The sequence below is a fragment of the Algibacter sp. YIN40 genome (assembly GCF_057219435.1).
In genome coordinates this window covers 123182-149758 of record NZ_JBXVVC010000005.1, presented here as the reverse complement: position 1 = coordinate 149758, position 26577 = coordinate 123182, and the positions used below count along the sequence as shown (strand labels likewise).

The 26577-nt window shown below is 32.3% G+C and carries 27 protein-coding genes; 14 read left to right on the top strand and 13 right to left on the bottom strand.

Annotated elements, in window-relative coordinates; translation table 11 throughout:
- Nucleotides 1–32 precede the first annotated feature (32 nt).
- Together AC2D6V_RS15245 and AC2D6V_RS15240 are read left to right on the top strand one after the other, a co-directional pair.
- Nucleotides 33–986 (top strand): transketolase family protein, encoded by a 954-nt coding sequence (locus AC2D6V_RS15245; RefSeq protein ID WP_484649898.1) that lies wholly within the window; start codon nucleotides 33–35, stop codon nucleotides 984–986.
- 227 nt (nucleotides 987–1213) lie between these two features.
- The gene (locus AC2D6V_RS15240) at nucleotides 1214–1759 is read left to right on the top strand and encodes an outer membrane beta-barrel protein (protein WP_484649930.1); all 546 of its coding nucleotides are present in this window, start codon (nucleotides 1214–1216) and stop codon (nucleotides 1757–1759) included.
- Nucleotides 1760–1800: 41 nt separating this feature from the next.
- Here the strand turns inward: AC2D6V_RS15240 and AC2D6V_RS15235 are convergent, their stop codons facing one another.
- From AC2D6V_RS15235 to AC2D6V_RS15225, 3 genes are read right to left on the bottom strand one after another with little or no spacing between them, the layout of a single operon-like run.
- Entirely contained in the window at nucleotides 1801–3501 is a 1701-nt protein-coding gene (locus AC2D6V_RS15235) for a sodium:solute symporter family protein (protein WP_484649928.1), read from the bottom strand.
- Nucleotides 3502–3517: 16 nt separating this feature from the next.
- Nucleotides 3518–3775: a DUF4212 domain-containing protein gene (locus AC2D6V_RS15230; RefSeq protein WP_484649896.1), complete on the bottom strand. Its 258-nt coding sequence runs from the start codon at nucleotides 3773–3775 to the stop codon at nucleotides 3518–3520.
- On the bottom strand, nucleotides 3775–5142 hold the full coding sequence (locus AC2D6V_RS15225) for an alanine/glycine:cation symporter family protein (protein ID WP_484649894.1): 1368 nt from the start codon (nucleotides 5140–5142) through the stop codon (nucleotides 3775–3777). Before AC2D6V_RS15225 ends, AC2D6V_RS15230 begins: the two co-directional genes overlap by 1 nt.
- An 88-nt stretch (nucleotides 5143–5230) precedes the next feature.
- Between AC2D6V_RS15225 and AC2D6V_RS15220 the strand changes: the two genes are divergently transcribed.
- The 4 genes from AC2D6V_RS15220 (at nucleotide 5231) to AC2D6V_RS15205 (ending at nucleotide 10414) form a co-directional block, all read left to right on the top strand.
- A complete protein-coding gene (locus AC2D6V_RS15220; RefSeq protein WP_484649892.1) occupies nucleotides 5231–6322 on the top strand; it encodes a heparan-alpha-glucosaminide N-acetyltransferase domain-containing protein in 1092 nt (363 codons plus the stop codon).
- 4 nt (nucleotides 6323–6326) lie between these two features.
- Nucleotides 6327–6695: a TfoX/Sxy family protein gene (locus AC2D6V_RS15215; protein ID WP_484649890.1), complete on the top strand. Its 369-nt coding sequence runs from the start codon at nucleotides 6327–6329 to the stop codon at nucleotides 6693–6695.
- Nucleotides 6696–6804: 109 nt separating this feature from the next.
- Nucleotides 6805–9162: a TonB-dependent receptor gene (locus AC2D6V_RS15210; RefSeq protein WP_484649888.1), complete on the top strand. Its 2358-nt coding sequence runs from the start codon at nucleotides 6805–6807 to the stop codon at nucleotides 9160–9162.
- A gap of 79 nt (nucleotides 9163–9241) precedes the next feature.
- A complete protein-coding gene (locus AC2D6V_RS15205; protein ID WP_484649885.1) occupies nucleotides 9242–10414 on the top strand; it encodes an LETM1-related biofilm-associated protein in 1173 nt (390 codons plus the stop codon).
- A gap of 103 nt (nucleotides 10415–10517) precedes the next feature.
- Here AC2D6V_RS15205 and AC2D6V_RS15200 read toward each other — a convergent pair whose 3' ends face one another.
- The 9 genes from AC2D6V_RS15200 to AC2D6V_RS15160 all read right to left on the bottom strand — a co-directional run bounded on the left by AC2D6V_RS15200 (nucleotide 10518) and on the right by AC2D6V_RS15160 (nucleotide 18381).
- A complete protein-coding gene (locus AC2D6V_RS15200; RefSeq protein WP_484649883.1) occupies nucleotides 10518–11273 on the bottom strand; it encodes a LytR/AlgR family response regulator transcription factor in 756 nt (251 codons plus the stop codon).
- Between the two features lie 32 nt (nucleotides 11274–11305).
- On the bottom strand, nucleotides 11306–11689 hold the full coding sequence (locus tag AC2D6V_RS15195) for a 2TM domain-containing protein (protein ID WP_484649880.1): 384 nt from the start codon (nucleotides 11687–11689) through the stop codon (nucleotides 11306–11308).
- Nucleotides 11690–11731: 42 nt separating this feature from the next.
- On the bottom strand, nucleotides 11732–11968 hold the full coding sequence (locus tag AC2D6V_RS15190; protein ID WP_484649878.1) for a 2TM domain-containing protein: 237 nt from the start codon (nucleotides 11966–11968) through the stop codon (nucleotides 11732–11734).
- A gap of 12 nt (nucleotides 11969–11980) precedes the next feature.
- Nucleotides 11981–13321: a histidine kinase gene (locus tag AC2D6V_RS15185; RefSeq protein ID WP_484649876.1), complete on the bottom strand. Its 1341-nt coding sequence runs from the start codon at nucleotides 13319–13321 to the stop codon at nucleotides 11981–11983.
- A 17-nt stretch (nucleotides 13322–13338) separates the two neighbouring features.
- A complete protein-coding gene (locus AC2D6V_RS15180; protein WP_484649872.1) occupies nucleotides 13339–13962 on the bottom strand; it encodes a hypothetical protein in 624 nt (207 codons plus the stop codon).
- 162 nt (nucleotides 13963–14124) lie between these two features.
- Nucleotides 14125–14850 carry an energy transducer TonB gene (locus AC2D6V_RS15175; protein WP_484649870.1) on the bottom strand — a complete coding sequence of 242 codons (726 nt, stop codon included), beginning with the start codon at nucleotides 14848–14850 and terminating at the stop codon, nucleotides 14125–14127.
- Nucleotides 14851–14994: 144 nt separating this feature from the next.
- A complete protein-coding gene (locus AC2D6V_RS15170) occupies nucleotides 14995–17148 on the bottom strand; it encodes a TonB-dependent receptor (protein WP_484649868.1) in 2154 nt (717 codons plus the stop codon).
- A 194-nt stretch (nucleotides 17149–17342) separates the two neighbouring features.
- Nucleotides 17343–17789: a hypothetical protein gene (locus AC2D6V_RS15165; protein WP_484649866.1), complete on the bottom strand. Its 447-nt coding sequence runs from the start codon at nucleotides 17787–17789 to the stop codon at nucleotides 17343–17345.
- 238 nt (nucleotides 17790–18027) lie between these two features.
- Nucleotides 18028–18381, bottom strand: a complete 354-nt coding sequence (locus AC2D6V_RS15160; protein ID WP_484649864.1) for a 4Fe-4S dicluster domain-containing protein — start codon at nucleotides 18379–18381, stop codon at nucleotides 18028–18030.
- A 98-nt stretch (nucleotides 18382–18479) separates the two neighbouring features.
- Here AC2D6V_RS15160 and AC2D6V_RS15155 point away from each other — a divergent pair, with 98 nt between their 5' ends.
- The 8 genes from AC2D6V_RS15155 (at nucleotide 18480) to AC2D6V_RS15120 (ending at nucleotide 26228) form a co-directional block, all read left to right on the top strand.
- Nucleotides 18480–19538: an acyl-CoA reductase gene (locus tag AC2D6V_RS15155; protein ID WP_484649862.1), complete on the top strand. Its 1059-nt coding sequence runs from the start codon at nucleotides 18480–18482 to the stop codon at nucleotides 19536–19538.
- A 179-nt stretch (nucleotides 19539–19717) separates the two neighbouring features.
- Nucleotides 19718–20782 (top strand): 3-phosphoserine/phosphohydroxythreonine transaminase, encoded by a 1065-nt coding sequence (gene serC / locus AC2D6V_RS15150; RefSeq protein WP_484649860.1) that lies wholly within the window; start codon nucleotides 19718–19720, stop codon nucleotides 20780–20782.
- 96 nt (nucleotides 20783–20878) lie between these two features.
- Nucleotides 20879–21829: a D-2-hydroxyacid dehydrogenase gene (locus AC2D6V_RS15145; RefSeq protein ID WP_484649859.1), complete on the top strand. Its 951-nt coding sequence runs from the start codon at nucleotides 20879–20881 to the stop codon at nucleotides 21827–21829.
- Between the two features lie 141 nt (nucleotides 21830–21970).
- A complete protein-coding gene (locus AC2D6V_RS15140; protein WP_484649858.1) occupies nucleotides 21971–22609 on the top strand; it encodes a DUF937 domain-containing protein in 639 nt (212 codons plus the stop codon).
- Nucleotides 22610–22810: 201 nt separating this feature from the next.
- The gene (locus AC2D6V_RS15135; RefSeq protein ID WP_484649856.1) at nucleotides 22811–23254 is read left to right on the top strand and encodes a DUF6146 family protein; all 444 of its coding nucleotides are present in this window, start codon (nucleotides 22811–22813) and stop codon (nucleotides 23252–23254) included.
- A 36-nt stretch (nucleotides 23255–23290) separates the two neighbouring features.
- Nucleotides 23291–23593, top strand: a complete 303-nt coding sequence (locus tag AC2D6V_RS15130; RefSeq protein WP_484649852.1) for a DUF6787 family protein — start codon at nucleotides 23291–23293, stop codon at nucleotides 23591–23593.
- A complete protein-coding gene (locus AC2D6V_RS15125; protein WP_484649850.1) occupies nucleotides 23593–23931 on the top strand; it encodes a hypothetical protein in 339 nt (112 codons plus the stop codon). The genes AC2D6V_RS15130 and AC2D6V_RS15125 overlap by 1 nt, the downstream gene beginning before the upstream one ends.
- An 86-nt stretch (nucleotides 23932–24017) precedes the next feature.
- Entirely contained in the window at nucleotides 24018–26228 is a 2211-nt protein-coding gene (locus tag AC2D6V_RS15120) for a TonB-dependent receptor (RefSeq protein WP_484649847.1), read from the top strand.
- A 50-nt stretch (nucleotides 26229–26278) separates the two neighbouring features.
- Here AC2D6V_RS15120 and AC2D6V_RS15115 read toward each other — a convergent pair whose 3' ends face one another.
- Complete coding sequence (locus AC2D6V_RS15115; RefSeq protein ID WP_484649845.1) at nucleotides 26279–26545, bottom strand: hypothetical protein; 267 nt, start codon at nucleotides 26543–26545, stop codon at nucleotides 26279–26281.
- Nucleotides 26546–26577 lie beyond the last annotated feature (32 nt).

Here is a 26577-nt window from a genome sequence, read left to right as displayed (position 1 = left end):
AATTCAGATTGACTAATTACGATTTTAGATTTATGAAAACATATACATACACAGAAAAGAAAGATACAAGAAGTGGATTTGGAGCTGGTTTAGCAGAACTTGGTCGAGCAAACCCAAATGTAGTTGCACTTTGTGCCGACTTAATTGGATCTTTAAAGATGAATCAGTTCATTGACGAAAATCCTGAACGTTTCTTTCAAGTTGGGATTGCAGAGGCTAATATGATGGGAATCGCTGCAGGATTAACTATAGGAGGTAAAATACCTTTTACAGGAACCTTTGCGAACTTCTCTACAGGACGTGTTTACGATCAAATTCGCCAATCTATAGCCTATTCTGGAAAGAACGTAAAAATATGTGCATCGCATGCTGGTTTGACCTTAGGTGAGGATGGTGCAACACATCAAATTCTTGAAGATATAGGGTTAATGAAAATGTTACCAGGTATGGTGGTTATTAATCCATGTGATTATAATCAAACTAAAGCAGCAACTATTGCGATTGCAGATTATGATGGACCCGTTTACTTACGTTTCGGACGTCCTTCTGTACCAATATTTACAACTGCAAATCAAAAATTTGAAATAGGTAAAGCTGTTAATTTAACTGAAGGAAGCGATGTTACAATTGTAGCAACAGGTCATTTAGTTTGGGAAGCTTTAGAAGCATCAAAGACATTACTCGAAAAAGGAATTTCTGCAGAAGTAATAAACATTCACACTATAAAACCATTAGATGAACAAGCTATTTTAGATTCAGTTTCTAAAACTGGTTGTATTGTAACGGCTGAAGAGCATAATATTCTTGGTGGTTTAGGTGAAAGTGTTGCCAGAACACTTGCCCTTAATAATCCAGCACCACAAGAATTTGTAGGCACCAATGATACATTTGGTGAATCTGGTACGCCAGCACAATTAATGGATAAGTATGGTTTAAATGCTGCCGCCATAGTTTTAAAAGCTGAAGCTGTTATAAAGAGAAAATAGAAATATTTTTACCGCATATTAAAGGGCTCTTTTAAATTAAAAAGGGCCCTTTTCTTTTTTAATTATTCATCAAGAAAAGAATATTTTCCATTTGGCAACGTTTTTGATATTAAATATCAAATCTTAAAACGAATATTATGAACATTATGAAAAAACTTCACAACTACCGACCAAGTATGAGTGTAAGTAGCAAGTCTTATTTTTTAGTTCCAATATTTGCTCTACTTATGGCGACCAGTATTAATGCTCAAACAGCAACTGGTTTTGGCTTTAAAGGAGGTTTGAACTACAATGCTAACGGCAAGTATTTTGAATCTATTAGTAACAATGCACAAAACCCAGATAGAAATATTGGGTATCATGTTGGCCTTTTTGGAAAAATAGGTAATCAAGTATATTTTAAACCTGAATTGGTTTTTACTAGTACTAAAAGTGATTATGCTTCTAATACATTTAAAATGGAAAAGCTTGATTTACCGCTTTTAGTTGGGGTTAAAGTTTTAGGCCCTATTAGTGTTTTTGGAGGACCTGCATTTCAGTATATTTTAGATTCTGAATATGAAGGAATTTCAATTGACAATATAGAAAACGATTTTACCTTTGGTCTTAATTTTGGAATAGGGCTAAACATTAATAGAGTTGGTGTGGATATACGATACGAGCGTGGATTTAATAACAACGAAGCTACATTTATTGAAAACCAAGGTGTCATATCAAGTAGATTAGACACACGACCAGATCAACTTATATTAAGTTTGTCTTTTATACTATAATTTACTAAATCAAATAAAACATAAAATAGCCATTAACTGCGTTAATGGCTATTTACTTTTCCAACACCACTTGGTATTCTTATATTTTCGACAATTTCTTGAACATCTGCTGGAGGTGCTGGCGTAAACTTCATAATAGTAATAGATACAATAAAATTAAGGCACATGGCTATACTGCCAAAACCTTCAGGTGATATACCAAACCACCATTCACTTTTGTCAGGAAACACCTCATCGAACAAACCTAGTTTAAATTTAATCATATATAGCAACATTGCTGTTATGCCAACTACCATTCCCGCTATGGCACCCTCTTTATTCATACGCTTATAAAATATTCCTAATATAATGGCAGGAAAAAAAGAAGCCGCCGCTAAACCAAACGCTAAAGCTACTACCGCCGCAACAAATCCAGGAGGATTAATACCAAAATACCCAGCAACACAAACAGCACCAACTGCAGATAACCGAGCAGCAATCAATTCTCCTTTTTCAGATATTTTAGGATTGAATATCTTTTTTATGAGATCATGTGACACTGAAGCAGAAATAACCAATAATAAACCTGCCGCAGTTGATAATGCCGCTGCAAGTCCACCAGCAGCAACCAAAGCAATAACCCAATTAGGTAATTTTGCTATCTCGGGATTTGCTAATACCATAATATCTCTATCTATTACTAATTCATTTTGGTTTTTATCAGATACATATTGAATTAGTCCATCGTTATTTTTATCATTGAATATTATCAAACCTGTAGTTTCCCATTTTTTAAACCATTCAGGAACATTAGCATAAGGTTGATTAGAAACCGTCTCAATCATATTAGTTCTTGCAAAAACAGCTACTGCTGGAGCAGTTGAATACAATAAAACGATTAGCAACAATGCAATTCCTGCAGATTTTCTAGCATCCTTAACACGTTTCACAGTAAAGAACCTCACAATTACATGAGGCAATCCTGCCGTACCTACCATTAATGCTAAAGTAATTGCAAAAACATCTATTAAGGATTTTGATCCTTCGGTATATTCAGCGAAACCTAATTCGGTACTTAAGCCGTCCAGTTTATCTAATAAGTATGTACCTGAGCCATCAGTTAATTCACCTCCAAATCCTAATTGCGGAATTGGGTTACCTGTCATTTGAATAGATATGAAAATAGCCGGAACCATAAACGCAAAAATGAGCACACAATATTGCGCAACTTGTGTATAGGTAATCCCTTTCATACCTCCCAAAACAGCGTAAAATAATACAATGAGCATACCTATTATAACTCCCGTATTAATATCTACTTCAAGAAAACGTGAAAACACAATACCAACACCTCGCATTTGACCTGCTACATAAGTAAAAGACACCAACAAAGCACAAAATACAGCGACAATACGAGCTGTTTTAGAATAGTATCTGTCTCCAATAAAATCGGGTACTGTAAACTTTCCAAATTTTCGCAAATAAGGAGCAAGCAATAAAGCTAGTAACACATAACCTCCTGTCCATCCCATTAAATAAACAGCCCCATCATAACCTGCAAAGGAGATAATTCCAGCCATTGAAATAAATGACGCCGCACTCATCCAATCGGCCGCAGTAGCCATTCCATTTGCCAAAGGTGACACCCCTCCTCCTGCAACATAAAATTCTTTTGTAGAGCTAGCTCTGGAATAAATAGCAATGCCTATATACAAAGTAAATGTTAGTCCAACAAGAATGTAGGTCCAATTTTGAACACTAATACCTTCAATTAATAAACTACGCATCATAACCATACTTTTTATCAAGCTTATTCATTAATCTAACATAAACAAAAATGAGAATTACAAATATGTACATAGAACCTTGCTGTGCAAACCAAAAACCTAATTTAAAACCTGCTATTTTAAAATTATTAAGTGCATCTTTAAACAAGATACCAGCACCATAAGACACAGCAAACCATATAAGCAATAGCATGAGTACATATCTAATATTTTCCTTCCAATAGGCTTTGGCATTCTCTTTTTGCGTCATTAGTCTTCAGTTTTTAATCGATTAAAGTAGGCTTTAATTTCCTTCGTGACTCTGGGAGCCATAATAATGGTGGCCAACATAGTAGGAATAGCCATTAAAGCAAATGCGCCATCAATCAAGTTTAGCACCATACTAAAAGGTGTCATTACTGCTAATACAATACTTATGATATAAATATAATTATAATAATGTTTTTTATCTGCTCCAATTAAAAACGACATGCATTTGGTTCCATAATATGAATATGAAAATAATGATGATATACTAAAAATAAGGACACACACCATTAATAAATAGCGTCCATAAACAGGCATCGCGTTATTGAATGCCGCAGCTGTTAAACTTACGCCATTATCTGAAGTTGTTTCCCAAACACCAGTCACTAATATCGCTAAAGCGGTTAATGTGCACACAATCAATGTATCGATTGCAGGTCCCAACATGGCGACTAGTCCTTCACGCACAGGCTCATCGGTTTTTGCTGCGCCATGAGCCATGGGTGCCGTACCAATACCAGCTTCATTTGAAAAAGCTCCTCTTCGAATGCCTAATAAAATTAAGGCACCTAAAACACCGCCCATAAATGAGTCCCCTTTAAAATATTCACCAGCAAACGCATCCGTGAAAATCATCATGAAATATTTCGGAACCACGTCATAATTAGAGATCAAAATAAATAATACTAAAACAAAATATAATAGTACCATCGATGGCACCATTTTAGAAGCAGCGTTGCTAATGCGTTTTAGTCCACCAAGAATAATTACTGAGGTTAAAGTCACTAATATAGCTGCCAAAATAATATTTGATTTTACACCAACTTCAACGCCATTAGGAATTAAAACGATATCATTTATTGCTTGTGTTAACTGATTTACATTAACTACAGGTAATGCTCCAATCATTCCAAAAAGACTAAACATTACAGCGAGTGGTTTCCAAGATTTCCCTAAACCATGCATTATAAAATACATAGGACCTCCTTGTAATTTACCAACACTATCTTTACCACGATACATAATTGCTAGAGTTGATGTGAAAAATTTAGTAGACATACCAACAATGGCGCTTATCCACATCCAAAACATAGCACCTGGACCTCCAACTGAGATGGCTACTGCAACACCCGCAATATTACCCATACCAATAGTGGAAGACAAAGCCGTTGTTAAAGCTTTAAAATGTGAAATTTCTCCAGGATCGTTTGGATCGTCGTATTTACCTCGCAAGACTTGAATGGCATGCCCCAAATAACGAAATGGCAAAAATCGAGATAGTATTAACAGGTAAAGGCCTCCTCCTATAAGCAAAATTACTAAGGGTAAACCCCAAGCATAATCAGAAAATGCTTTTACTAATTCTTCCATTAATGCGTTATGAATTTATAAATATATCACTTTACAAACATTCTGATTCAATTAAATAAAAGTATATTTATAATTACTAAAGCAACCTATGCCAAAAACTAATCGCTTATATTTTATTGATGCTGTTAGAGCATTTGCCATCTTAATGATGTTACAAGGCCATTTCATTGATACGCTATTAACTCCTATTTACAGAAATGAAACGAACATAATTTATAACGTTTGGTCATATTTTAGGGGTATTACAGCACCTATTTTCTTTACAATTTCCGGATTAATTTTTGCTTATTTATTGCTGCGTGCATATGCAAAAGGTAACGACAAACCAAGAATTAAAAAAGGACTATTTAGAGGTTTCCTTTTAATTGCAATTGGTTATAGTTTACGCATAAATGTTTTTAGTTGGATATCAGGTTATTTTAGCATGTATTTTTTTTTGATTGACGTTTTGCAATGTATAGGTCTATCATTAATATTATTAGTCGGCTTGCATACTCTATTTAAAAAACACAGCTATATTTTTTCTATTGTTCTTTTTATTATTGGTTGTTTATGTTTTGCTAGTGAACCTCTTTATAGAAACTTAACTTTAGAAACAATATCACCAATTATAGGCAATTATATGAGTAAGTCAAATGGATCTGTGTTTACTATTTTTCCGTGGTTTGGCTATTCAGCGTTTGGTGCTTTTTTATCTACTGTTTTCTTTAGGCATGCTCATCGAGAACGCTTTAAAATAGCAACTATCAGTACTTTTTTTGTTGTTGGATACTTATTTATGTTTCATTCATCGTGGTTGCTAATAAAGCTATCAAGTTTTACAGGTATAGAATTATTACAAAGAAGTGCAGACTATAATTATCTATTTTCTAGACTTGGTAATGTCCTTATTTTATTTGGTGTATTTTATTCCTTTGAACGTTATTTGAAACACTCAATTATTGCACGTATTGGTGAAAAAACATTATCGATTTATGTTATTCATTTTATTTTGCTTTACGGAAGTTTTACAGGTTATGGATTAAAACGTTTTTTAAGCAAATCTCTAGATCCATTCGAAGCAATACTCGGTGCCATTTTGTTTATGATTGTTGTTTGTTTAATATCCTTCCACTATGCCAAAACCAATACTTTTGTTTATAACCTGATAAGCAAAACGATAGATAAATTCAAAAATTAAAATTATGGCTTACGATGAATATTTAGCAGATAGAGTACGGCTGCAACTTAAAGATAAAAATGTAGGTTATACAGAATTAAAAATGATGGGAGGTCTCTGTTTTAAAGTTGAGAATAAAATGCTATGTGGTATTCATATCGATAAAAAATATGGTGATAGTCTACTAATGGCTCGTATAGGTGAATCGGTTTATTTAAATGAACTCAAAAAACCTGAATGTCTTCCAATGGACTTTACCGGTCGTCCGATGCGAGGCTATATTTTTGTGACTCCAGATGGTTTTGACATGGATAATGACCTGTCTTATTGGATAGATTTGTGTTTGACTTTTAATCCTTTGGCGAAAGCGAGTAAATCCAAAAATAAAAATTGATAGGTGCATCAATTTTTTAAATTCTTAATTTAAAATCTAATAGTTTTTAAACCTTAGCTTTGTAAAACAGTCTAAAGATATTTATAGGTATATGTACAAATCAGGCCTTTTGGCATTTCTATTTTTCTTGTGCGCTGGTATTATTTTAGCGCAAAATCAAAATATTATTTTAACAGGTAAAGTTGTTGAAAGTAATAATAAGATACCCATAGAATACGCAACCATAGCTCTAATCGATAAAAATTCGAATAAACCAATTAGCGGAACAATTTCATCCGAAGACGGTACTTTTACTATTAAAACAGATAATGACAATTTTTATTTAGAAGTAAGCTTTATGGGTTATACAACACTAACCTTAAGGAATTTAGATCTCACAAAAAACAAAATTGATTTAAAGACACTAGTTCTACAAGAAAATATTCAATCTTTAAATGAAGTTTTTGTAAGAGCAGAAACTTCGCGAACTGAATTTAAATTAGATAAGCGGGTGTTTAATGTTGGCAAAGATTTAAGCTCTACAGGAGCTAGTGCTATGGAGCTTCTTAATAATGTACCATCGGTTAATGTAAATATTGAAGGTGAAATTAGTCTTCGTGGTAGCCAAGGTGTTCAAATACTTATTAATGGTAAACCTTCCGTTTTGGCAAGTGCAGAAAACAATGCTTTAGGAAGTATTACAGCAGACATGATTGATAAAATTGAAGTGATAACTAATCCCTCAGCGAAATACGATGCAGAAGGAACCTCTGGAATAATTAATATCGTTTTAAAAAAATCTGAAAAAAAAGGACTTAATGGATCTGCAACCTTAAATATAGGCGACCCCAAAAGTAATAGCTTTGGTTTAAGTTTAAATAAACGCACCGAAAAATTCAATTTATTCAGTCAAATAGGTATTGGTATTCGTCGTTTTCGCGATGACCGTGAGTCCATTAATCAAGATTTAACTAATAACACAACTATAAATAGTGAAGGTGAAAGTATTTTCGATGAAAAATTCAGCAACTTTCTTCTTGGTACAGATTATCATTTAAATGAAAGAAATATATTCACGTTAACAGGTTCTTATGCCTATGAACTTGAAGATAGAAATTCTGAAAATAACTTTAATCAATTAGTTGATTCCAATACTTTAACAGATAGCTGGCGACGCGATGAAATAACTGAAGCAAAAAATCCAAAAATTAGTTATGAATTGCAGTACAAGAAAGATTTTAAACGACATAAAGACCAAAACTTATTATTTAGCGCTTTAGGCAGTTCGTTTAGAAAGGACGAAACTTCAGAATTCCAAAATACAACCATAACAGGAACAAGTGACGATTTTCAGCAAAGAACTAGAACTGATTACACCCTGGCTGATTACACGTTTAAGTTAGATTACACACATCCCTTTTTAGAAAAATACACCATAGAAACTGGGTCGCAATATGTAATTAATGATGTGTCTAACGATTTTGCAGTAAGTGATTTAATAAGTAATGTATGGGTTAACAACCCTGATTTTACAAATATATTTGATTTCGACCAGCGTGTTTTAGGTATTTACACAACCGTAGCTTACGAAGGTGATATTTGGGGATTAAAACTAGGACTTAGGCTAGAAGACACCAACCTAGAAACTTTATTGGAGACCACTAACGAACGTAACACTAATAACTATACTAATCTCTTCCCCAGTGCACATACGTCCTATAAGATTAACGATAATTTTTCGCTCCAAGCAGGATATTCAAGACGTATTAGAAGACCAGGGTTAAGAGAATTAAACCCTTTCTCCAACATTCGTAATAACTTTAGTATTACTGCAGGTAATCCAGATTTATTGCCAGAATACACAAACTCATACGAGCTTACAAGTATTCATAAAATTGGAAAAGCATCTTTAAATTTTAGTTTATACAACCGTTATACCGTTGATGTGGTTGAACGTATTGCTACCTTTGAAAACAACATTAGTACAAGACGTCCTGAAAATGTTGGTACAAATAGCACCACAGGATTTGAAATGAACGGTAAGTACGCACCAACAAACTGGTTTTCTTTAACTGGTGATTTTAACATCAACTTTTTTAATAGAAAGGGAGAATTTGAAAATACCTCCTTTGATTTTAAAGGAGACCAATGGACTACTCAACTAACGACCAAATTTAAACTACCTAAAGACATCGATTTGGAAATCTCGGGCGATTATCGCTCAAAATTTGTAACCGTACAAAATGAAGTCGCTGAAAATGTATTTGCTGATATAGGCATTCGTAAAAAAATATTAAAAGGAAAGACTATTTTAAATTTAAGCATACGGGATTTGTTTGCTTCAAGAATAGATAAAACCACTACCAATCAACCTGACTTCTTCTTATTTAGTAGCCGCCAGCGTGGTCGATTCGTCACTTTTGGTATTAGCTATGCCTTTGGAAAAGGTGAAGCTATGGAGTTTTCTGGAGCTCGTAGACGTCGGTAATCATTAAAAAAATCATCCAATATTATATTGCTTAAATTAGTATAAAACTTCTTAATTTTACCTTATACTAATTAACACTATGAATCCGTCGGCATCAGGTTGGGTAAAAAAATTACTTCGCGAAGTTTCTAAAGATAAAGAGTTTTTAAATTTGAACGAAGAAACGCTTTATAATAAGTTACGCTCATGTGGATTCATATATGGTAGTAATGTCGAAATTTTATCTAAGCCTATTAACAGTAAAGACTTTACCGAAGAAGAACGCTCGAAAACAAACTTATGTTTGGGGTTACTTTATGTTCATGTTAATTCAAAATCCAAAATACCTTTTTCGGATAGTGTTATAGATTTTTACAAGGCTATTAACGAACTTAAAACATCCTTTTTTCAAGACATACTTGGTTCTAAAAAAACAAGTGAGCAATTAGAGAAAATAATCCATAAACGAATACAAATTGATGCCAATGTATTAACTAAGAATTTCAACTACTTCATTATTAATGCGCTGTTGTTTGTGGACATACTGGCATTTAAAAAATTCTTAGAAAAAGATACCATTTCAATTGACTATATTAAAGATTTAGAAAGAGCTATTGAATCTATTGCGCTAGATGTTCTTAACTCTAAAGTGACTAAAAACACTTATGATGAAAGTTTAATAAAATTATTCGAATCATCTTTGCGTTTCCAAAACAACCAACACCTTGATTATAAATCTGCCATAGAATTTATTAATACTGATTTAGAAAAATTTTACTTACTAGACTTGGCATGTATGGCAACTTGGGGTGACCGCATTATTGATACAGATGAACAGCAGTTTATAGAAAAACTTGGTGTCGAGTTAAATTTAGATAATGAGAAAACAGATGCTTCCATTGCTGCAGTAAATAATTTTTACACCCTTAATAAAAATAATATTGCCCTACTAAGTTCTAAAAATATTGTGCAGAGTTTTTATAACAACTCAAGTAAAATGGTTAGTAAGCTTATTACTAGAAATAGTAAGCGACTCTATCAAGAACTAAAAGACAGTAAGGAACTACTAGTTTTACTATCGCAATCTACGCGTCGCGATTTAAAACCAGAAGAACAAAAAAAAGTACAAGAGCAGCTACTCGATATTTTTAAATCCATACCAAGTCTTGCTATTTTTATATTACCAGGAGGTGCTTTATTACTGCCTTTAGTAGTAAAATTTATACCAAAATTATTGCCTTCTGCTTTTGATGACAATCGAATTGAGGAGTAAAATTAAGAATTGACTTTGTAAAAAATTTCGGCTATCTTCGTTTAAAAATATATTTTAATCATTAAACCGATTTCATATTGAGTCGTTAAACGAACCTAAAAACTCACTCCAACCAACCTTTAAAATCCTTAACACGTTCACGAGCAACTATTACCTCTTGCTCGTTGTAAGAACCCAGTTTTATTTGTAATCGAGAATTAGTATAACTAACCATATCTTTTATAGCATTAATATTTACAAAAAATTTACGATTTATACGAAAAAATGTTTGTGGCTCTAATTCGTTTTCAAGATACTCTAAAGTGGTATCTAAAAGGTAATTTCTCCCTTCGGTAGTATGTAAATAAGTCCCTTTATTTTCACTATAAAAACATTCGATCTCATCAATATTAATTAATTTTAAATGTTGTCCAATCTTTACTGAAAAGCGTTTTTTATATTCCCTATCTATTGGATTTACAAGAAGTTTTTTTATATCGTAAAAATCTAAAGTTACTGCTTGTTTCTGTGGCACTCGATCCTGATATTTTTTTACAGCAATTTCCAATTCGCCTCCATCAATTGGTTTTAATAAATAATCGATGCTATTCAATTTAAAAGCTTGTAAGGCATACTCATCGTATGCCGTTGTGAAAATAACAGCACTTTTAATTTCTATAGCTTCGAAAATTTCGAACGATAAACCATCACTTAATTGGATATCGAGAAATATTAAATCTGGATGTTCATTATTTTGAAACCAATCTATAGATTCTTCAACCGAATGCAACATAACTTGTGTTTGCATATTTAAGCTCTCAAGCATTCGTTGTAGGCGTCTTGCTGATGGTTTTTCGTCCTCTATTATTATTACGTTCATTGTTTAATATTATAAAATTGGGGTTATGAAAGTTACTCGAATCTAAAGTTATCTTTATCTCTTCTATCTTTTTCCATATACTCTCTCATCTTTCTTTCTTCCCAAGACTTACTAAAAAAGAGGTTCTTTCCAAATACACCTAAGGCATGAAAACCTAGACCTATACCCCAAAATAATGGTGTTGAAAAGGTTCCAAAATGCCATATATCACCATCTGAATTCGAAACAACCATAACAAATATAAAGATGTTTACCACAGCATACCAGAAGGCATGCCAATAGAAGCCTTTTATTTCTTTGAGTCGTTTTTGGGCACGTTTATATGCTCGCTCTTTAAGGTAATCACTCATTCCATTATTATAATCTATGTGTTCCATAATTCCTTTTTTATCTCCAACGTTGTTCCTTTTCTTCATGATCTATAAACTCTTGCAGTTTACGTTCTTCCCATTGGCGTCCTAAAAAGCCTTGTTTACAAATACGTGATAAGCGTGAAGACCAAGACCTATACCCCAGCCTCCTAATGGGAACCAAAACCATTGAAATCCCCATGATGTTTTATAATTTATGAATATTAAAAAAGGGATAACCAAACAATAGGTTACAAGGTTGCAATAAAATCCCTTTATATCCTCTACCCTTTTACGGGCTCTTTCATATTTATTGTCTATTTCTGAAATAGGTAATTTTTCCATAATTTCTAATTGTTAATTCCAACGTTTGTCATCTTCATCACGCATAAATTCTTCTATTTTACGATTTTCCCAGTTTCTACCAAAAGCACCATCGTTTACAAACACTCTAAAAGCCTGAATAGCCAACCCTAGTCCCCAACCAAACATTGGAAACCAAAACCATTGAAAATGCCACGAGGTTCTGTAATTAATAAATATTAAAAATGGCATTACTAAGCAATAGGAAATAAGACTGTAATAAAATCCTTTTAGCTCATCTACATAACTACGTGCACGCAAATAACTATCATCTTTTATTGTTCGTGATTGTTTACTCATAATTGATACTTGTTTTGTCAGCATGGGTATCGCTACCATAAACTTAGTAGCGGATTTATTTATGTCCATTTTTCTATCTGTTAAAAGTCTATAACGCTCCATAATATTACTTAAACCAACACCACTACTTTTTTTAACTATTTGTTTTGTTTGCAAATTATTTTCTACAACCAGAAAATTATCATCTTCATATATCTTTATGTGTAAAGGTTTATTTGATGTTACCATATTGTGTTTCACGGCATTCTCTAACAGTAGTTGTAACGATAATGGTACCACTTTACTTTCTGGGTTTTGAGCTTTTTCAGGCATGCTGAAAATAATGCTGTCTTCAAACCGCATCTTTAGAAGGGACATGTATGTTTTTGCAAATTGTAATTCTTCATCAACAGTTACTAATTCTTTGTTTTTTTGTTCTAAAACGTAACGGTAAACTTTAGATAACGATGTTGTAAACTGTTGTGCATTATCTGGATTTTCCTCAATTAAGCTTGTTAAAACATTTAAACTATTAAATAGGAAATGTGGATCTAGCTGGTTTTTTAAGGCATCAAACTTGGCGCTGGCAGTACCTGCAATTACCTTCTGTTCTTTTATTTTATTTTGTTGATACTTATTATAAAAGTAAATGACATAGAAAACACTTACTATTGACAGTGTAATCCATAATCCAAATTGATAGGATTCAAATTTTTCCCGAGTTAAGAAATCTTCAAAAGTACTTCCAAAATAAACAACAGAAGTAAATGCTCTCAGCATAAATAAACCAACAAGGGTAATTCCAACACACCCTAGAACACCTATCAAAATTCGTTTTAGAGTATCATTTTTACTCCAATGACGCTTCTCCAAATAATCGAAAAAATACATGTTGGAATAACCAAGAACAAAAGAATACAACTGATAAAAACTCATTTCAATTAAAAACTCTTTAGTACTATTGAATTGAAATCCATCGGATAGTAAATTGCCTATTACAAAGACAACTAACCCAATAACAACAGTGATAACAATTTTTTTAATTGAATTACGCATGATTTTAATTTAGTTTATTACTTCCCGCAAGATTCCAATATCTGTATGGCACGATCTTTTCCCCAATTAGGATGAAATGGTGTTTCTGGTTTAAAGTTAGCAAAAAGTTCTACGGCTTTTTCTAAATCTTTACAATATGGTGTGACATCTTGTCCAAAAAAACGAGCGCTTCCCATATTCCACTCTGCATTGCAATAAACAACTCTTGGATTATCTGGTGCTAGTGTTTGAGCTTTTACATATAATTCAACTACTTTAGGAGATAATGTCATACCATAAGTTGCTCCATCATAGGCAACCCAAGCGGTATGCAATAAGGCTTGCAATACTAAAACTTCTGCATTGTCTTTACTAATTGCAGTAGCGTCGTTAATTAAGTCTTGTGCTTTTTTTAATTTCGCACTCAGTTTTTGTTCATCTTTTTCTCCAAAACTTGATGTGATATTTACTTGTGCAGCATAGTATGCAGGCAACCAATTATCGGTTTCTGCATTGGCAATACGTTCAAATAAATTAGCTGCTTCCTTTGGGTTATTGCTCCCCCAAAGATCAAAGGCTTTTTGCATTCCTTTTTCATAATTAGTCTGAGCATTTACGAATCCCATAACTAACAGTGTTGCAATAATAATTAGATGTCTCATTTTTATTTCGTTTTTTAATTATAGTACAAATATGCAATCTAAAGTAGGTTTTTTTAAAAGATAATTACTGAATTGTTATTTATTAGAGATGAATTGTTGAAATAAAAAAGTCAAGAAATTTTAGATTTCTTGACTTTTAAGTGTTTTATTTTTAGTACTACATTATCCTTCCTGAAATTTGAAGAATATTGGAACGGCATAGGCTACTTTTACTGGTCTTCCTCTTTGCCTTCCTGGTTTCATTTTAGGTAGCAAACCTATAATACGTTCCGCTTCTTTTTCCAAAATTTTGTCTGGTCCTCTAGAACGAACACCTGTTATATACCCCTTGGAATCAATCACAAATATTACTGAGACTCTACCCTGTAATTGTAAGTCCAATGCCGTTTGCGGATAACTAAAATGCTTCTTAACATGCTGTCGCATTTTTTCTTGAAAGCATGCTTTGGATTCTTTTTTAGACTTCCCTTCACATCCAGGAAAAATTGGTACCTCCTCAATAACTGCAAAAGCTACCTGTACTTCTTCTTCTACTTCTTCAACTTCTACATCGCTTACCGCAACCACTTCTTCAATGGCATCATCTTGTCCTGTCTCGGTACTTTCGATCACCGTTTCTTCAATCTCTTCGACATCTTCAACAATTTGAATTGATTCTTGTACAGCGACAGGAGGCGGTGGCGGAGGTGGCGTATTAACATTAATTATGGGGATGTCCTCTTCAATCTCTTCCGTAACATCTAAAATATCCATAGTAATGTCGCTTTTCTCATAGGTTTTATGTTCTAGAGCTTGCCAAGAAAGAAATAACATAACATTCAATCCTATAGCAAAATAAAGACTACTATTTCTACCTATTTCAATTTCTGGGTTCTTTTTTGGTATCATGACTCTAATATTTTATACACTAAAATTATTAGAAATCATAAAGAATAACTATGACAATTATCATGTCAACCAAAGGCTCAAAACTTGACCCTTCATTAACATTGAATCTGTTTCTATTTTAAATAACATTTAAGAGAATATTTTTTATAGATTATCCAATTGGTTACTTTTTTTATCCTCGCTAATTGTCCAAAAGAAGCCTACAAAAAAGAATTGATCTGTTGCTGGTTGTAAGGCACGCCTATTAAAATTTCCGTTAATATCTGGTGAGTTAGCATATTGATAGCCATTTATATTTCTAAAGCCCAAAACATTGTTTACAGAGGCATAAAGTATTTTTTGTGGACTGATTAAATATGCCCAATTTATACTTAAACTATTATAACTTTTGGTTTTGTTATTTAAAAAGCCAACTTCATTTGGGTTAGTATAAGTTCTACCAGAAGCAAAAGCATAACTAAACCCAACTTGACTTCGCCAATCATTAATCCAATATTTTCCAACGACAGATAAGTTATGTGGATTTGCAAAATTAGGTCGTGCTTTTTCAGGAAAATTTTTATAATCTCGCTCGGTATCTAAGAAAGAATAGCTAACCCAATAATCTAAATTTTTAATACTTTTACTATCACGCCAAAAGAAATCTATTCCAGTAGCATAGCCCGAACCTTCATTGCTAAAAGTGCTATTAAAATCGGGGAATTCATTACCATACTTTACTAAGTCATCATAATTTTTATAATAAGCTTCAGCTCTAAATATTTTCCTATCTGCATTATATTGGTAATTAAAAATATAATGAGACGTACTTTGTGCATTTAGATCTTGACTAAACTTTAAAACGTTACTAGATGGATTTTGGTGAAAATTACCATAAGCCAATGACACCTGACTTCTTTCTGAAGTTTTATAGGCTAAAGAAAGCCTCGGTGCCAAAGTAAATTCTTTAAATAACTCACTATATTCTCCTCTCATGCCTGTTTTAAAAGCTAAATCCTTTGATATAAATATATCTGCTTCTGCAAATGCTGCGATAAGGTTATTTTTATAACCATATTCATCACTAACAATAGTAAGGTCTCTAAAATTTTCTTTAAAATCTGTGGCGAAGTATTCAGTTCCTAAGTATAATTTAAATCTATTGCTAATACGGTTTTTGAATTTCAATTTGGTATGAATAGAATTTTCGGTATCCTTAATTGCAATGTCATCAACATTAATTTTGTTATTAGCGAGTGTATAACTAAAACCTCCCTGCATAGACCAATTATCGTTTAAAACACCTTGATAGGAACCATTAAAATAAAGGTTTTTATTATTCAGTTTAAAATAAAGACCTTCCTCATTGTTAATATCTTCTTGTATTAGCTCAAAATTAGTAGAATCAAAAGCTCCATATAATTTAACTAACCCCGAATTCGTTTTCTTTCTAAAAACAGATTCTCCAGAAGCTGTTTCAAAAGGTTTTACCCAATCATTTCTATTAGGAAAAATGGCATTATAAGGTGCTAGATTAATATAAGAAGCATTGACACTCAATGAGCTATTTTTCCATTTTTGAGTATTCCCAAGAGTTGCTCCAACACTCATAATCCCAATATCAGTCTTTTCTTGATCGGGTTCATCAATTGTATTTAACAATAAAACACTTGATAAAGCTTGCCCAAATTCGGCCGAATAACCACCAGTAGAAAAAGTAATCCCATCAAATAAAAATGGTGAGTAACGGCCCCTTGTAGGAGCATTATTAGTTGTTGGTGAATATGGTGTAAATACTCTGATACCATCTATAAAAATTTGAGTTTCATTAGCATCACCACCTCGTACAAATAATCTGCCATCTTCTGCAACTGTTGTTGTTCCCGGTAATGTTTGTAAAGCACCTACGAAATCGCCTAAAGCACTTGCGGTTGTTACTACATCTAGGGGTTTTAGGACATTGACTTTACTATTGTCTCCTGCTTGAAAAGTACCTGCCGATAACACTACTGCATCCAAAGTATTAACGTCCTCGCGAAGTTTGATTTTTAAATCTTTCATGTAAGACACATCTCCTAGCATCGTAAAAGTTTCATAAGACAGATATGAAACAAGCAAGGTTTGGGTACCTTTTACAGTAGTAATAAATGAAAACACGCCATTCTCATCAGAGGTACTGCCATCGTAAGTACCCTCCAAATAAACATTAGCTCCAGCTACAGGTTCTTTTTTAGAATTAAATACTTCACCAGAAATAGTAGTTTGTGCATATATCCAACATGAAATTAATATTGCTATTATAGTGAGTAGATTTTTCATTTTTAAATTTTATCGGTTCTTTTATTGATATTGCAAATTTGCAACTGAAGTTTCATTACAAAAATTTCTCTTTACCGAACTGTAAAATATTAAAGATGAATTGAAGCATCATTTTTGATATACTCATAAGTATTAAACAAAAAAACCAAGCTTAGCTTGGTTTTAAATTCAAATTAATACGTTAATACTAATTTCTAATTTATCCTAGTGTATGTTTCTACATCGGTATATGTAATACCATCCTCAACATAAATATTTTCTAATTTAAGGGTAGTTGCATTCAATAAAGTTATCTGCACAATATAATCCTCTCCATCTATAGATGTAGAAATAGTGCTCCCATTTCTAATATAGGGTACTGGAGGTACAAGTTCATCTCTAACTTTAACACATCCATTCCCATCTTGAAAATCAAATGACTCTATATATTGATAAGTATTAGATGTAAAAATAATTTCAATTGGGCAATCCCTACTATCCAACAATTCCATTCCATTTGATTTAACCGAAACCAACTCCCAAGTCCCAATCAATTTAAATTCAATACTAAGACCCGCTCCTCCAGAAGAACTATCATCACTACTACAAGAAATTAAAAATCCTGCTACTATTATAAAAAAGATACTGGTTAATTTTTTCATTTCTTTCATATTATTTTTTTTAATTATTTATCAAAAATAAAAATTTTAGTTTTTAAAAAAGAATTTAAAGTGTTAAGAACAAAGATTTATTAGTATAAATATTATTTGATCAGCATTTCTCGACAATTTATATCAACTTTTACTAAAAAACTATCTTAATTTTCCAATTGAAGCAATAAACAAAAAAACCCCAAGCATAAGCTCAGGATTTATTTATAATTTAATTTCGATTATCAACTTATCCTTCAGGATGCATAAAACGTTGCTTAGCCAATAATTCTTCTTCCGTTTCTTCAACATCTTCATCTGGGATACAACAATCTACAGGACATACCGCCGCACATTGTGGTTCATCATGAAAACCTTTGCATTCTGTACATTTATCTGGTACAATATAATAAAGCTCATCACTTACAGGCTCCTGGGCTTCATCAGCATCCACTTCATTACCATTAGTAAGCACTACTGTACCTTCTAAACTAGTACCATCCTTGTAGCGCCAATCATCGGCACCTTCGTATATTGCTGTATTAGGGCACTCAGGCTCACAAGCACCACAATTTATGCATTCGTCTGTTATTATAATTGCCATAGTATTTTTTATCTTTTAAAATTTAAGAACTCTATCTGAGTTTGCTTAAATTTGCAGACGCAAAAATAGAGCCAAAACCATTCATAACCAAATTCAGCATGCAATTACAAGCAAGAATTAATGCTTTTGTAAAATTAGGAGATTTTTTAAAACAATTTTCTAATGAAGTTATCAAAAAAAATGATAAAGTTGAACACAATCAACTATTTTTTGATGGGTTTAAGCATCAATTAAAATTAACCGAAGAGCATAATGGATGGTTCACCCAAGAAAATATTAGATTCGCTATAAAGTCATGGTCGAATGCTTTAACGCACGATAATTTAAAAACTTGGCTTCAGAATTATAACATTAATATTACTGAACCTAAGCAGGTTGCTATTATAATGGCAGGAAATATTCCGTTAGTTGGATTCCATGATTTTCTATCAGTTCTCATTTCGGGTCACAATGTATTGGTTAAGCAATCTTCAAACGATAGGCATCTACTTCCCTACTTATCCAAATACTTGGAATATGTTGAGTCAAATTTTAAAGGAAAAATAATATTTACAGAAGGTAAAGTTGAAAACTTCAATGCTGTAATTGCTACTGGTAGCAATAATACTGCTCGCTACTTTGAATATTATTTTAAAGGAAAGCCTTCTATTATAAGAAATAATAGAAATTCTGTAGCTGTTTTAACTGGCAACGAAACTAAAGAGGATTTAAAAAACCTATCAGAAGACATTTTTAGGTATTATGGTTTGGGTTGTAGAAATGTATCTAAAATATTTGTCCCAAAAGGCTATAAATTTGATGCGTTTTTCGAAGCTATGTATCATTGGAATCCTATTATAGGAAAAGCAAAATATGCTAATAATTACGATTACAATAAAGCTGTCTATTTAATGAGTGAATTCGATATGCTGGAAAATGGTTTTTTCATGATTAAAGAAGATGAAAACTATGCATCACCCATAGCTACACTTTTTTATGAATATTATGAGAATATTAATCAATTGAAAGATAAACTAGAAAAAGACAATTCAAAAATTCAATGTATTGTTTCAAGCGGAATTATGGAAAATGAGATAACATTTGGAGCTACTCAAAATCCGCAACTTTGGGATTATGCGGATAGTGTTGATTCTATTAAATTTTTATTATCAATTTGACAAAATAATTATTGAATTCTTAACAAAAAATACTTAATTAATTAGGAACTTTGCATCTTTAAATATATCATCATTTATAACTCAAAATAAGTCGAGAAATTGATGAGAAAAACTAAATACTAATTTTAAATTACCCAATAATTCCTCTTTCCTTCGGAAAAGGTTTGGTATAGGAAAAAATGAAGAAACATAATTTTAGTGCAGGACCATGTATTTTACCACCTGAAGTGTTATTAAAAGCTTCTCAAGCTGTTGTCGATTTAGATGATAGCGGTTTATCTTTAATTGAAATATCTCACAGAAGCAAAGCTTTTGTAGACATTATGGAAAAAGCTAGAGCTTTAGCTTTAGAACTGCTTGGTTTAGAAGGCAAAGGTTATAAAGCTTTGTTTTTACAGGGTGGTGCAAGTACTCAGTTTTTAATGGTAGCATTAAATCTGTTAGAAAAAAGAGCTGGCTATTTAAACTCTGGTACATGGGCAGATAAAGCCATAAAAGAAGCCAAAATTTATGATGACATTTATGAAGTTGGATCTTCTAAAAGTGCAAACTATAATTACATTCCTAAAGGATATGAAATCCCGACGGATTATGATTATTTCCATTGTACTTCAAACAATACCATTTTTGGAACTCAAATGAAAGATTTCCCTAACTCCCCAATACCAATGGTTTGTGATATGAGTAGCGATATTTTTTCTCGTTCATTAGATTTTTCAAAATTCGATATCATTTACGCAGGAGCTCAGAAAAATATGGGGCCTGCAGGAACGACTCTGGTTATTATAAAAGAGGATGTTTTAGGGAAAGTATCTCGTAAAATTCCATCGATGATGGATTATAAAGTACACTTAAGTAAGGGCAGTATGTTTAATACACCTCCAGTATTTGCCGTTTACACATCTATGTTAACATTAGAGTGGTTAAAAAACATGGGTGGTATTGCTGGTATTGAAAAGGAAAATGAAAAGAAAGCACGTTTAATGTATTCTGAAATTGATCTTAATCCATTATTCAAAGGATTTGCGGTAAAAGAAGATCGTTCAAACATGAATGCTACATTTACTTTAGAGAACGAAAACTTAAAAGAAACTTTTGAAACTATGCTTAAAGAAGGTGGTATAAATGGGTTAAACGGTCATAGAAGTGTTGGTGGATATAGAGCTTCTATGTATAATGCATTGCCTCTAGATAGTGTAAAAGCACTTGTTGAGATAATGAGTGAATTAGAAAGTAAAGCGTAAGAAGACAGCTTTTTTATTTCTATGAAAATGGAAAACTCATGAAGCTAACAAATAATAAAAATATTTCCACCTCGAAGGAAAAAAAATAGAATTTTAATGAAAGTATTAGCAAACGACGGAATTTCACAAAGCGGTATTGATGCCCTAAAAAAAGGTGGTTACGAAGTAATAACAACAACGGTAGCTCAAGAGCAACTAATAAACTATATAAACGAAAAGGACATATCGGTTTTATTAGTACGTAGTGCAACTACTGTGCGTAAAGATTTAATTGATGCATGCCCAGGGTTAAAAATTATTGGACGTGGTGGTGTTGGTATGGATAATATCGATGTAGAATATGCCAGAGAACAAGGTCGCAATGTCATTAATACACCAGCAGCATCTTCGCATTCGGTTGCAGAGTTAGTATTTGGTCACTTGTACGGCTTAGCTCGTTTTTTACATAACGCTAATAGAGATATGCCTCTTGAAGGTGATAGTAACTTTAAAGGTTTAAAGAAGGCTTACGCTAAAGGAACTGAGCTTAAAGGAAAGACTTTAGGTGTTTTAGGTTTTGGTCGTATAGGACAAGCTACAGCAAAAGTAGCACTTGGTGCCGGTATGAAAGTAGTTGCTTTCGATCCATTTTTAGAAGCAGCAAACTTAGAACTAGATTTCTTTGATGGCCAAACTGTAAACTTTAATATTAAAACCATTTCAAAAGAAGACGTTTTAAAACAAGCAGATTTTATTACACTTCACGTACCTGCACAAAAAGAATACGTAATTGATGAAGCAGAATTTAACATGATGAAAGATGGTGTTATTTTGGCAAACGCAGCACGTGGTGGCGTACTTAATGAAGTAGCTTTGGTCAAAGCTATTGAAAACGGAAAAGTAGCCAGAGCAGCACTTGATGTTTTTGAAAAAGAGCCAAAACCAGAAATGCAATTATTAATGAATCCTGCCTTATCCTTAACGCCACATACTGGCGCAGCAACTAATGAAGCGCAAGATAGAATTGGCACAGAATTAGCATCACAAATCATTAATATCTTAGGATAGATATTCCCGTTTTAGCGAGAATAAATATTACAATTGTGACCTAAATAGAATTATTGAGTCCTAACTATAGAAGTTGGGACTTTTTTTGTACTTTGAGAACTCAATTTGATAAAAATTATTAATTAAAATATAACAATAACCATGTCTGGAATTTTAGATTTATTAAACAGTGACTTAGGAAAAACAATTATTAGTGGTGTATCTGGTCAAACCAATCAACCTCAAAATAAAACACAAGATGTTTTAACTATGGCACTACCTGTTTTAATGCAAGCCATGAAGCGTAACGCTTCAACACCTCAAGGAGCAGAAGGCTTACTAGGAGCGTTAAATAGCAAACATGATGGAAGTATTCTTGATAACCTAGGTGGCCTATTTAGTGGAGGTGTAGATTCGAACGTTATGAATGATGGTGAAAAAATCTTAGGACATGTTTTAGGAAATAAACAACAAAACGTACAAAATACTTTAGGTGCTAAAGCAGGAATGGACGCAGGTTCTGTTGCTCAAATTTTAAAAGTAGCTGCACCTATTTTACTGGGTGTTCTAGGAAAACAAAGTAGACAACAAAATGTGAGTAGCCCAAGTGGAATAGAAGGATTATTAGGTGGTTTGTTAAAAGGAAATTCACCTCAGCAAGAACAAAGTTTTTTAGAATCAATTCTTGATGCAGATGGTGATGGTAGTGTAATTGATGATGTTGCTGGAATGGTACTAGGCGGAAATAAAAAGAAAGGCGGCCTTGGTGGATTGCTAGGAGGCCTTTTTGGAGGCAAATAGAAATTTACCTTTTTAAGATATAAAATGCTGAACATTTATGTTCGGCATTTTTTGTTAAAATCATTTAAAACCAAAGTATTAAGGAATCATTTTTGTAGATTTATGTAAATCAATACCGTTTCCTTAAACAGAAAATGGTGTTCACTCATTGTCGTTTTAAAATTGATATTTTAAAATATACATTTGACTAAAATATGTCTTATGAAAACATTTATTAAAACCTTAATAGCTTGTTGTTTTATTGTTAGTTGCAATACTTCTAAACCTATGTCTACTGACAAGAACTCAAACGAAAAAGAATTAGCTCAAAAAAAGAGCGATACTGTAAAGATTGCCAATGACGAATTAGAATACGAAATTATTATTATTGAACCAGGTTTTAATTTTTGGGTACAAAGTAGAGCTAAACCTCGACAATATTATTCTCAACAATATTTAGAAAATAGAAATCAAATATATGTTATAGAATGGAATCAGCGTGTTTTACAACCACAACGGTTCGACACAAACCTATACGAAATGCAAATTGACTATCGCCAAGGTATTGATTACGGCTATGAAGTTAATTATTTACTCTATAATTATTTTGTTTATTTCCAAATAACCTATAATCAAAGATTGGGTCCATTTGTTCCTAGAATTTGAATTAAATTTTAATTACTTTTGCTTCAAATTGTGAATGTGAAAAAATTAAAAGATCGCTGGGGTATAAATAATAACTGGCAAATTGTTGTCATTTTAATTGTTTTTGCTATTACTGGTTCAACAGCTTCTTATATAGGCAAACCCATTTTACACTTTTTTAATATTACCATTGAAAACTTCGGCAGTTTTGGCTATTGGGTAACTCGTATTCTCCTTCTATTCATTGTATATCAATTCATGCTTGTTTTTTTTGGTTGGCTTTTTGGTCAATATAGGTTTTTCTGGAATTTTGAAAAAAAGATGCTTCGTAGAATAGGTCTAAAACGATTTGTAGATTAATGGAAAACTTAAAAGAACATATTGCTTTTAAGATTTTGGCTATTGCATTAATAATTACAATAGCTATTCCTTCTGTAATTAAGTTTTCTCATGTTTTTACGCATCATAAACACAAACACGAAATTTGTAAAGGTGAAAGAACAACACATTTACATGAAATAGATTTAGACTGCGAATTTTATAAATTTAAATTAAATAATAATTTTACACTTCCTCAATATTCTGCTGCAATATTTATTGAAAATAATCAGAGTAAAGAAGTTTCTAACCAATATTTATTTCTAAGCAATTATCAACGTTTACATTTTTCGCTGCGCGGACCACCTATGTCAATTTAATTTTTAGTGTACTGAACTAGTTTCAGTTAAAAACAATGTCGGTTTATATAAATCGTAAAAGAGTTAATACTTAATTAAATTGAAAAATGAAAAACACAATGAAATTGTTGCTTTTACTAGCAATTAGCAACCTGTATGCACAGCATACATTAACTGGAATTGTTATTGATGATTCCTCAAAAGAAGCTATCACATTCGCAAATATTTATTTACCTCAACTTGAAAAAGGAAGTACTACCAATAAAAATGGTTTCTTTATTCTAAACGATTTACCCACCGGGAATTACAGCGTACTAATTTCATTTATAGGTTATAAAAGTCAGTCATTTAAAGTCACTGTACCTACAACGGAAAAGTTAAATATAGCATTAAAACCTTCTGCCATTGAGATGGAAGACATTATAATTTCCACACCGTTTCATAAATTACAAAGTGATAATGTAATGAAAGTAGAGCGGAAATCTATTAAAGATTTACGTGCAAATGGAGCAGTTACCTTAGCCGATGGTATTACAAATATCGCTGGAGTTGAAAGTGTAACCACAGGTTTAGGCATTGGAAAACCTGTTATTCGTGGTTTAAGTTCAAACCGGGTTTTAGTTTACACGCAAGGCATTCGATTAGAAAATCAACAATATGGCGAAGAGCATGGTTTAGGCATAAACAGTGCAGGTATTGAAAGTGTCGAGGTTATAAAAGGTCCAGCATCTTTATTATATGGTAGTGATGCTTTGGGAGGTGTATTGTATTTGAATCCTGAACGCTTTGCAGCAATGAATACCGCTACTGGAGATATTAGTGCCAATTACTATTCCAACACAAACGGTTACAATACAAATGCCGGATATAAAACCTCAGTAAACAACTTTAAATTATTGTTTAGAGGAAGTATAACAGAACACTCTGATTATAATACCAATTCGTATCGTGTTACAAACTCACGTTTTAGTGAAAAAGATTTTAAAGCTGGCATAGGCTATCAAAAAGCAAATTTTAAAACAGAGTTTCGATATAATATGAACCAATCAAAAATTGGACTTCCTGAAGAAATTGCAGAACAATCAAAAAATAGAACACCACTTCTTCCCTTTCAAAATATTACAAATCATATTTTGAGTTCGAAATCGACTTTATTTTTTAATAACTCAAGTCTTGATGTTAGTTTGGGTTTTATTTATAATAACAGGAAAGAATTTGAAGATCATCACCATGACGAAGATGAAGAAGAACATGATGATGAAGATGAGGTTCTTGAAGCAGCGCTTCACATGAAATTACAAACCGCTAATTATGATATTAAATATAACCTACCCGTTTTAGGTAAATTTGAAACTATTATTGGTATTCAAGGGATGCACCAAACCAATAGTAATTATGGTGAAGAAGTTTTAATTCCTGATGCAACAACAAATGATATTGGCGTTTTTGCAACTTCACATATTCATTTTGATAATACAGATATTCAATTGGGTGCGCGTTTTGATAATCGTTCGGTTGAAGTTTTAAACAATTTGGACAGAACCTTTAATAGTTTCAATGGGGCTATTGGTTTTAAAACCGATATTATAGTAAATGTAACAGCACGAATAAATATTGCTTCAGGATTTAGAGCACCTAATTTATCTGAATTATATTCAGACGGAACTCATGAAGGTACAAACCGTTATGAAATTGGGAGTAGCGATTTAAAAAACGAACAAAATGTGCAGGCAGATTTAGCAATAGAGTTCAAAAATGAACATATTGAATTTTTTGCAAATGGGTTTTATAATATGATTAATGATTATATCTATTTATCTCCCAATGGAAATGTCATTGATAGCGACCCCGTATATGTGTATTTACAGGAAGACGCTAAATTATACGGTGGTGAATTAGGGTTTCATTTACATCCACATCCGTTAGATTGGTTGCATCTAGAATCTAGTTTCCAAGCCGTTACTGGAAAATTAGACGATGATAGTTTTTTACCCTTAATTCCTGCAAATAATATCACAAATACTGTAAGAATTGAATTCGAAAAATCTTGGATAAAACAGGGTTATGCTTTTGTGAAATTACAATCAACATTTGAACAAAATAATGTAAGTGATTTTGAGGCTTCAAACGGCAGTTTTAATTTATTAAGCGCAGGGGTTGGTGGTGCACTTAATTTGTTTAATAAAGAATTACTAATTACCGTTTCTGGAAATAACTTAACAAATGAGGAATATATAAATCATTTATCTCGCTTAAAATCTGATGGTATTTTCAATATAGGAAGAAATATTAACCTAGGTTTTACTTATAATTTATAAAACTAAAAACACCCTTTCTCTCAATATTATCTCGATTGAAAGGGTGTTTTTTAAACTTCAATAGTTGTCTCTTTAGTTTTAAAGACATAAGTGTATAACCACATAAGTGTAAATGTTGGTATAATATCTAACATTGGTAAGGCTTCTTCTATAAAAGAAATAACCGCAGCTATCTTGCCTTCTTTGCCTTTATAAAGTTTTGTCATAATCCATGCAGAAGCAGGAGCCCAAACAAAATCGAAAGGCGGAAATATAAAAGAAATATATCCACAGCCATCTAATAATAAGCTTAATCCTAATTTTTTGTATTTATTCATTCAATAATTAATTTAATTAATTGAAAGCAAGA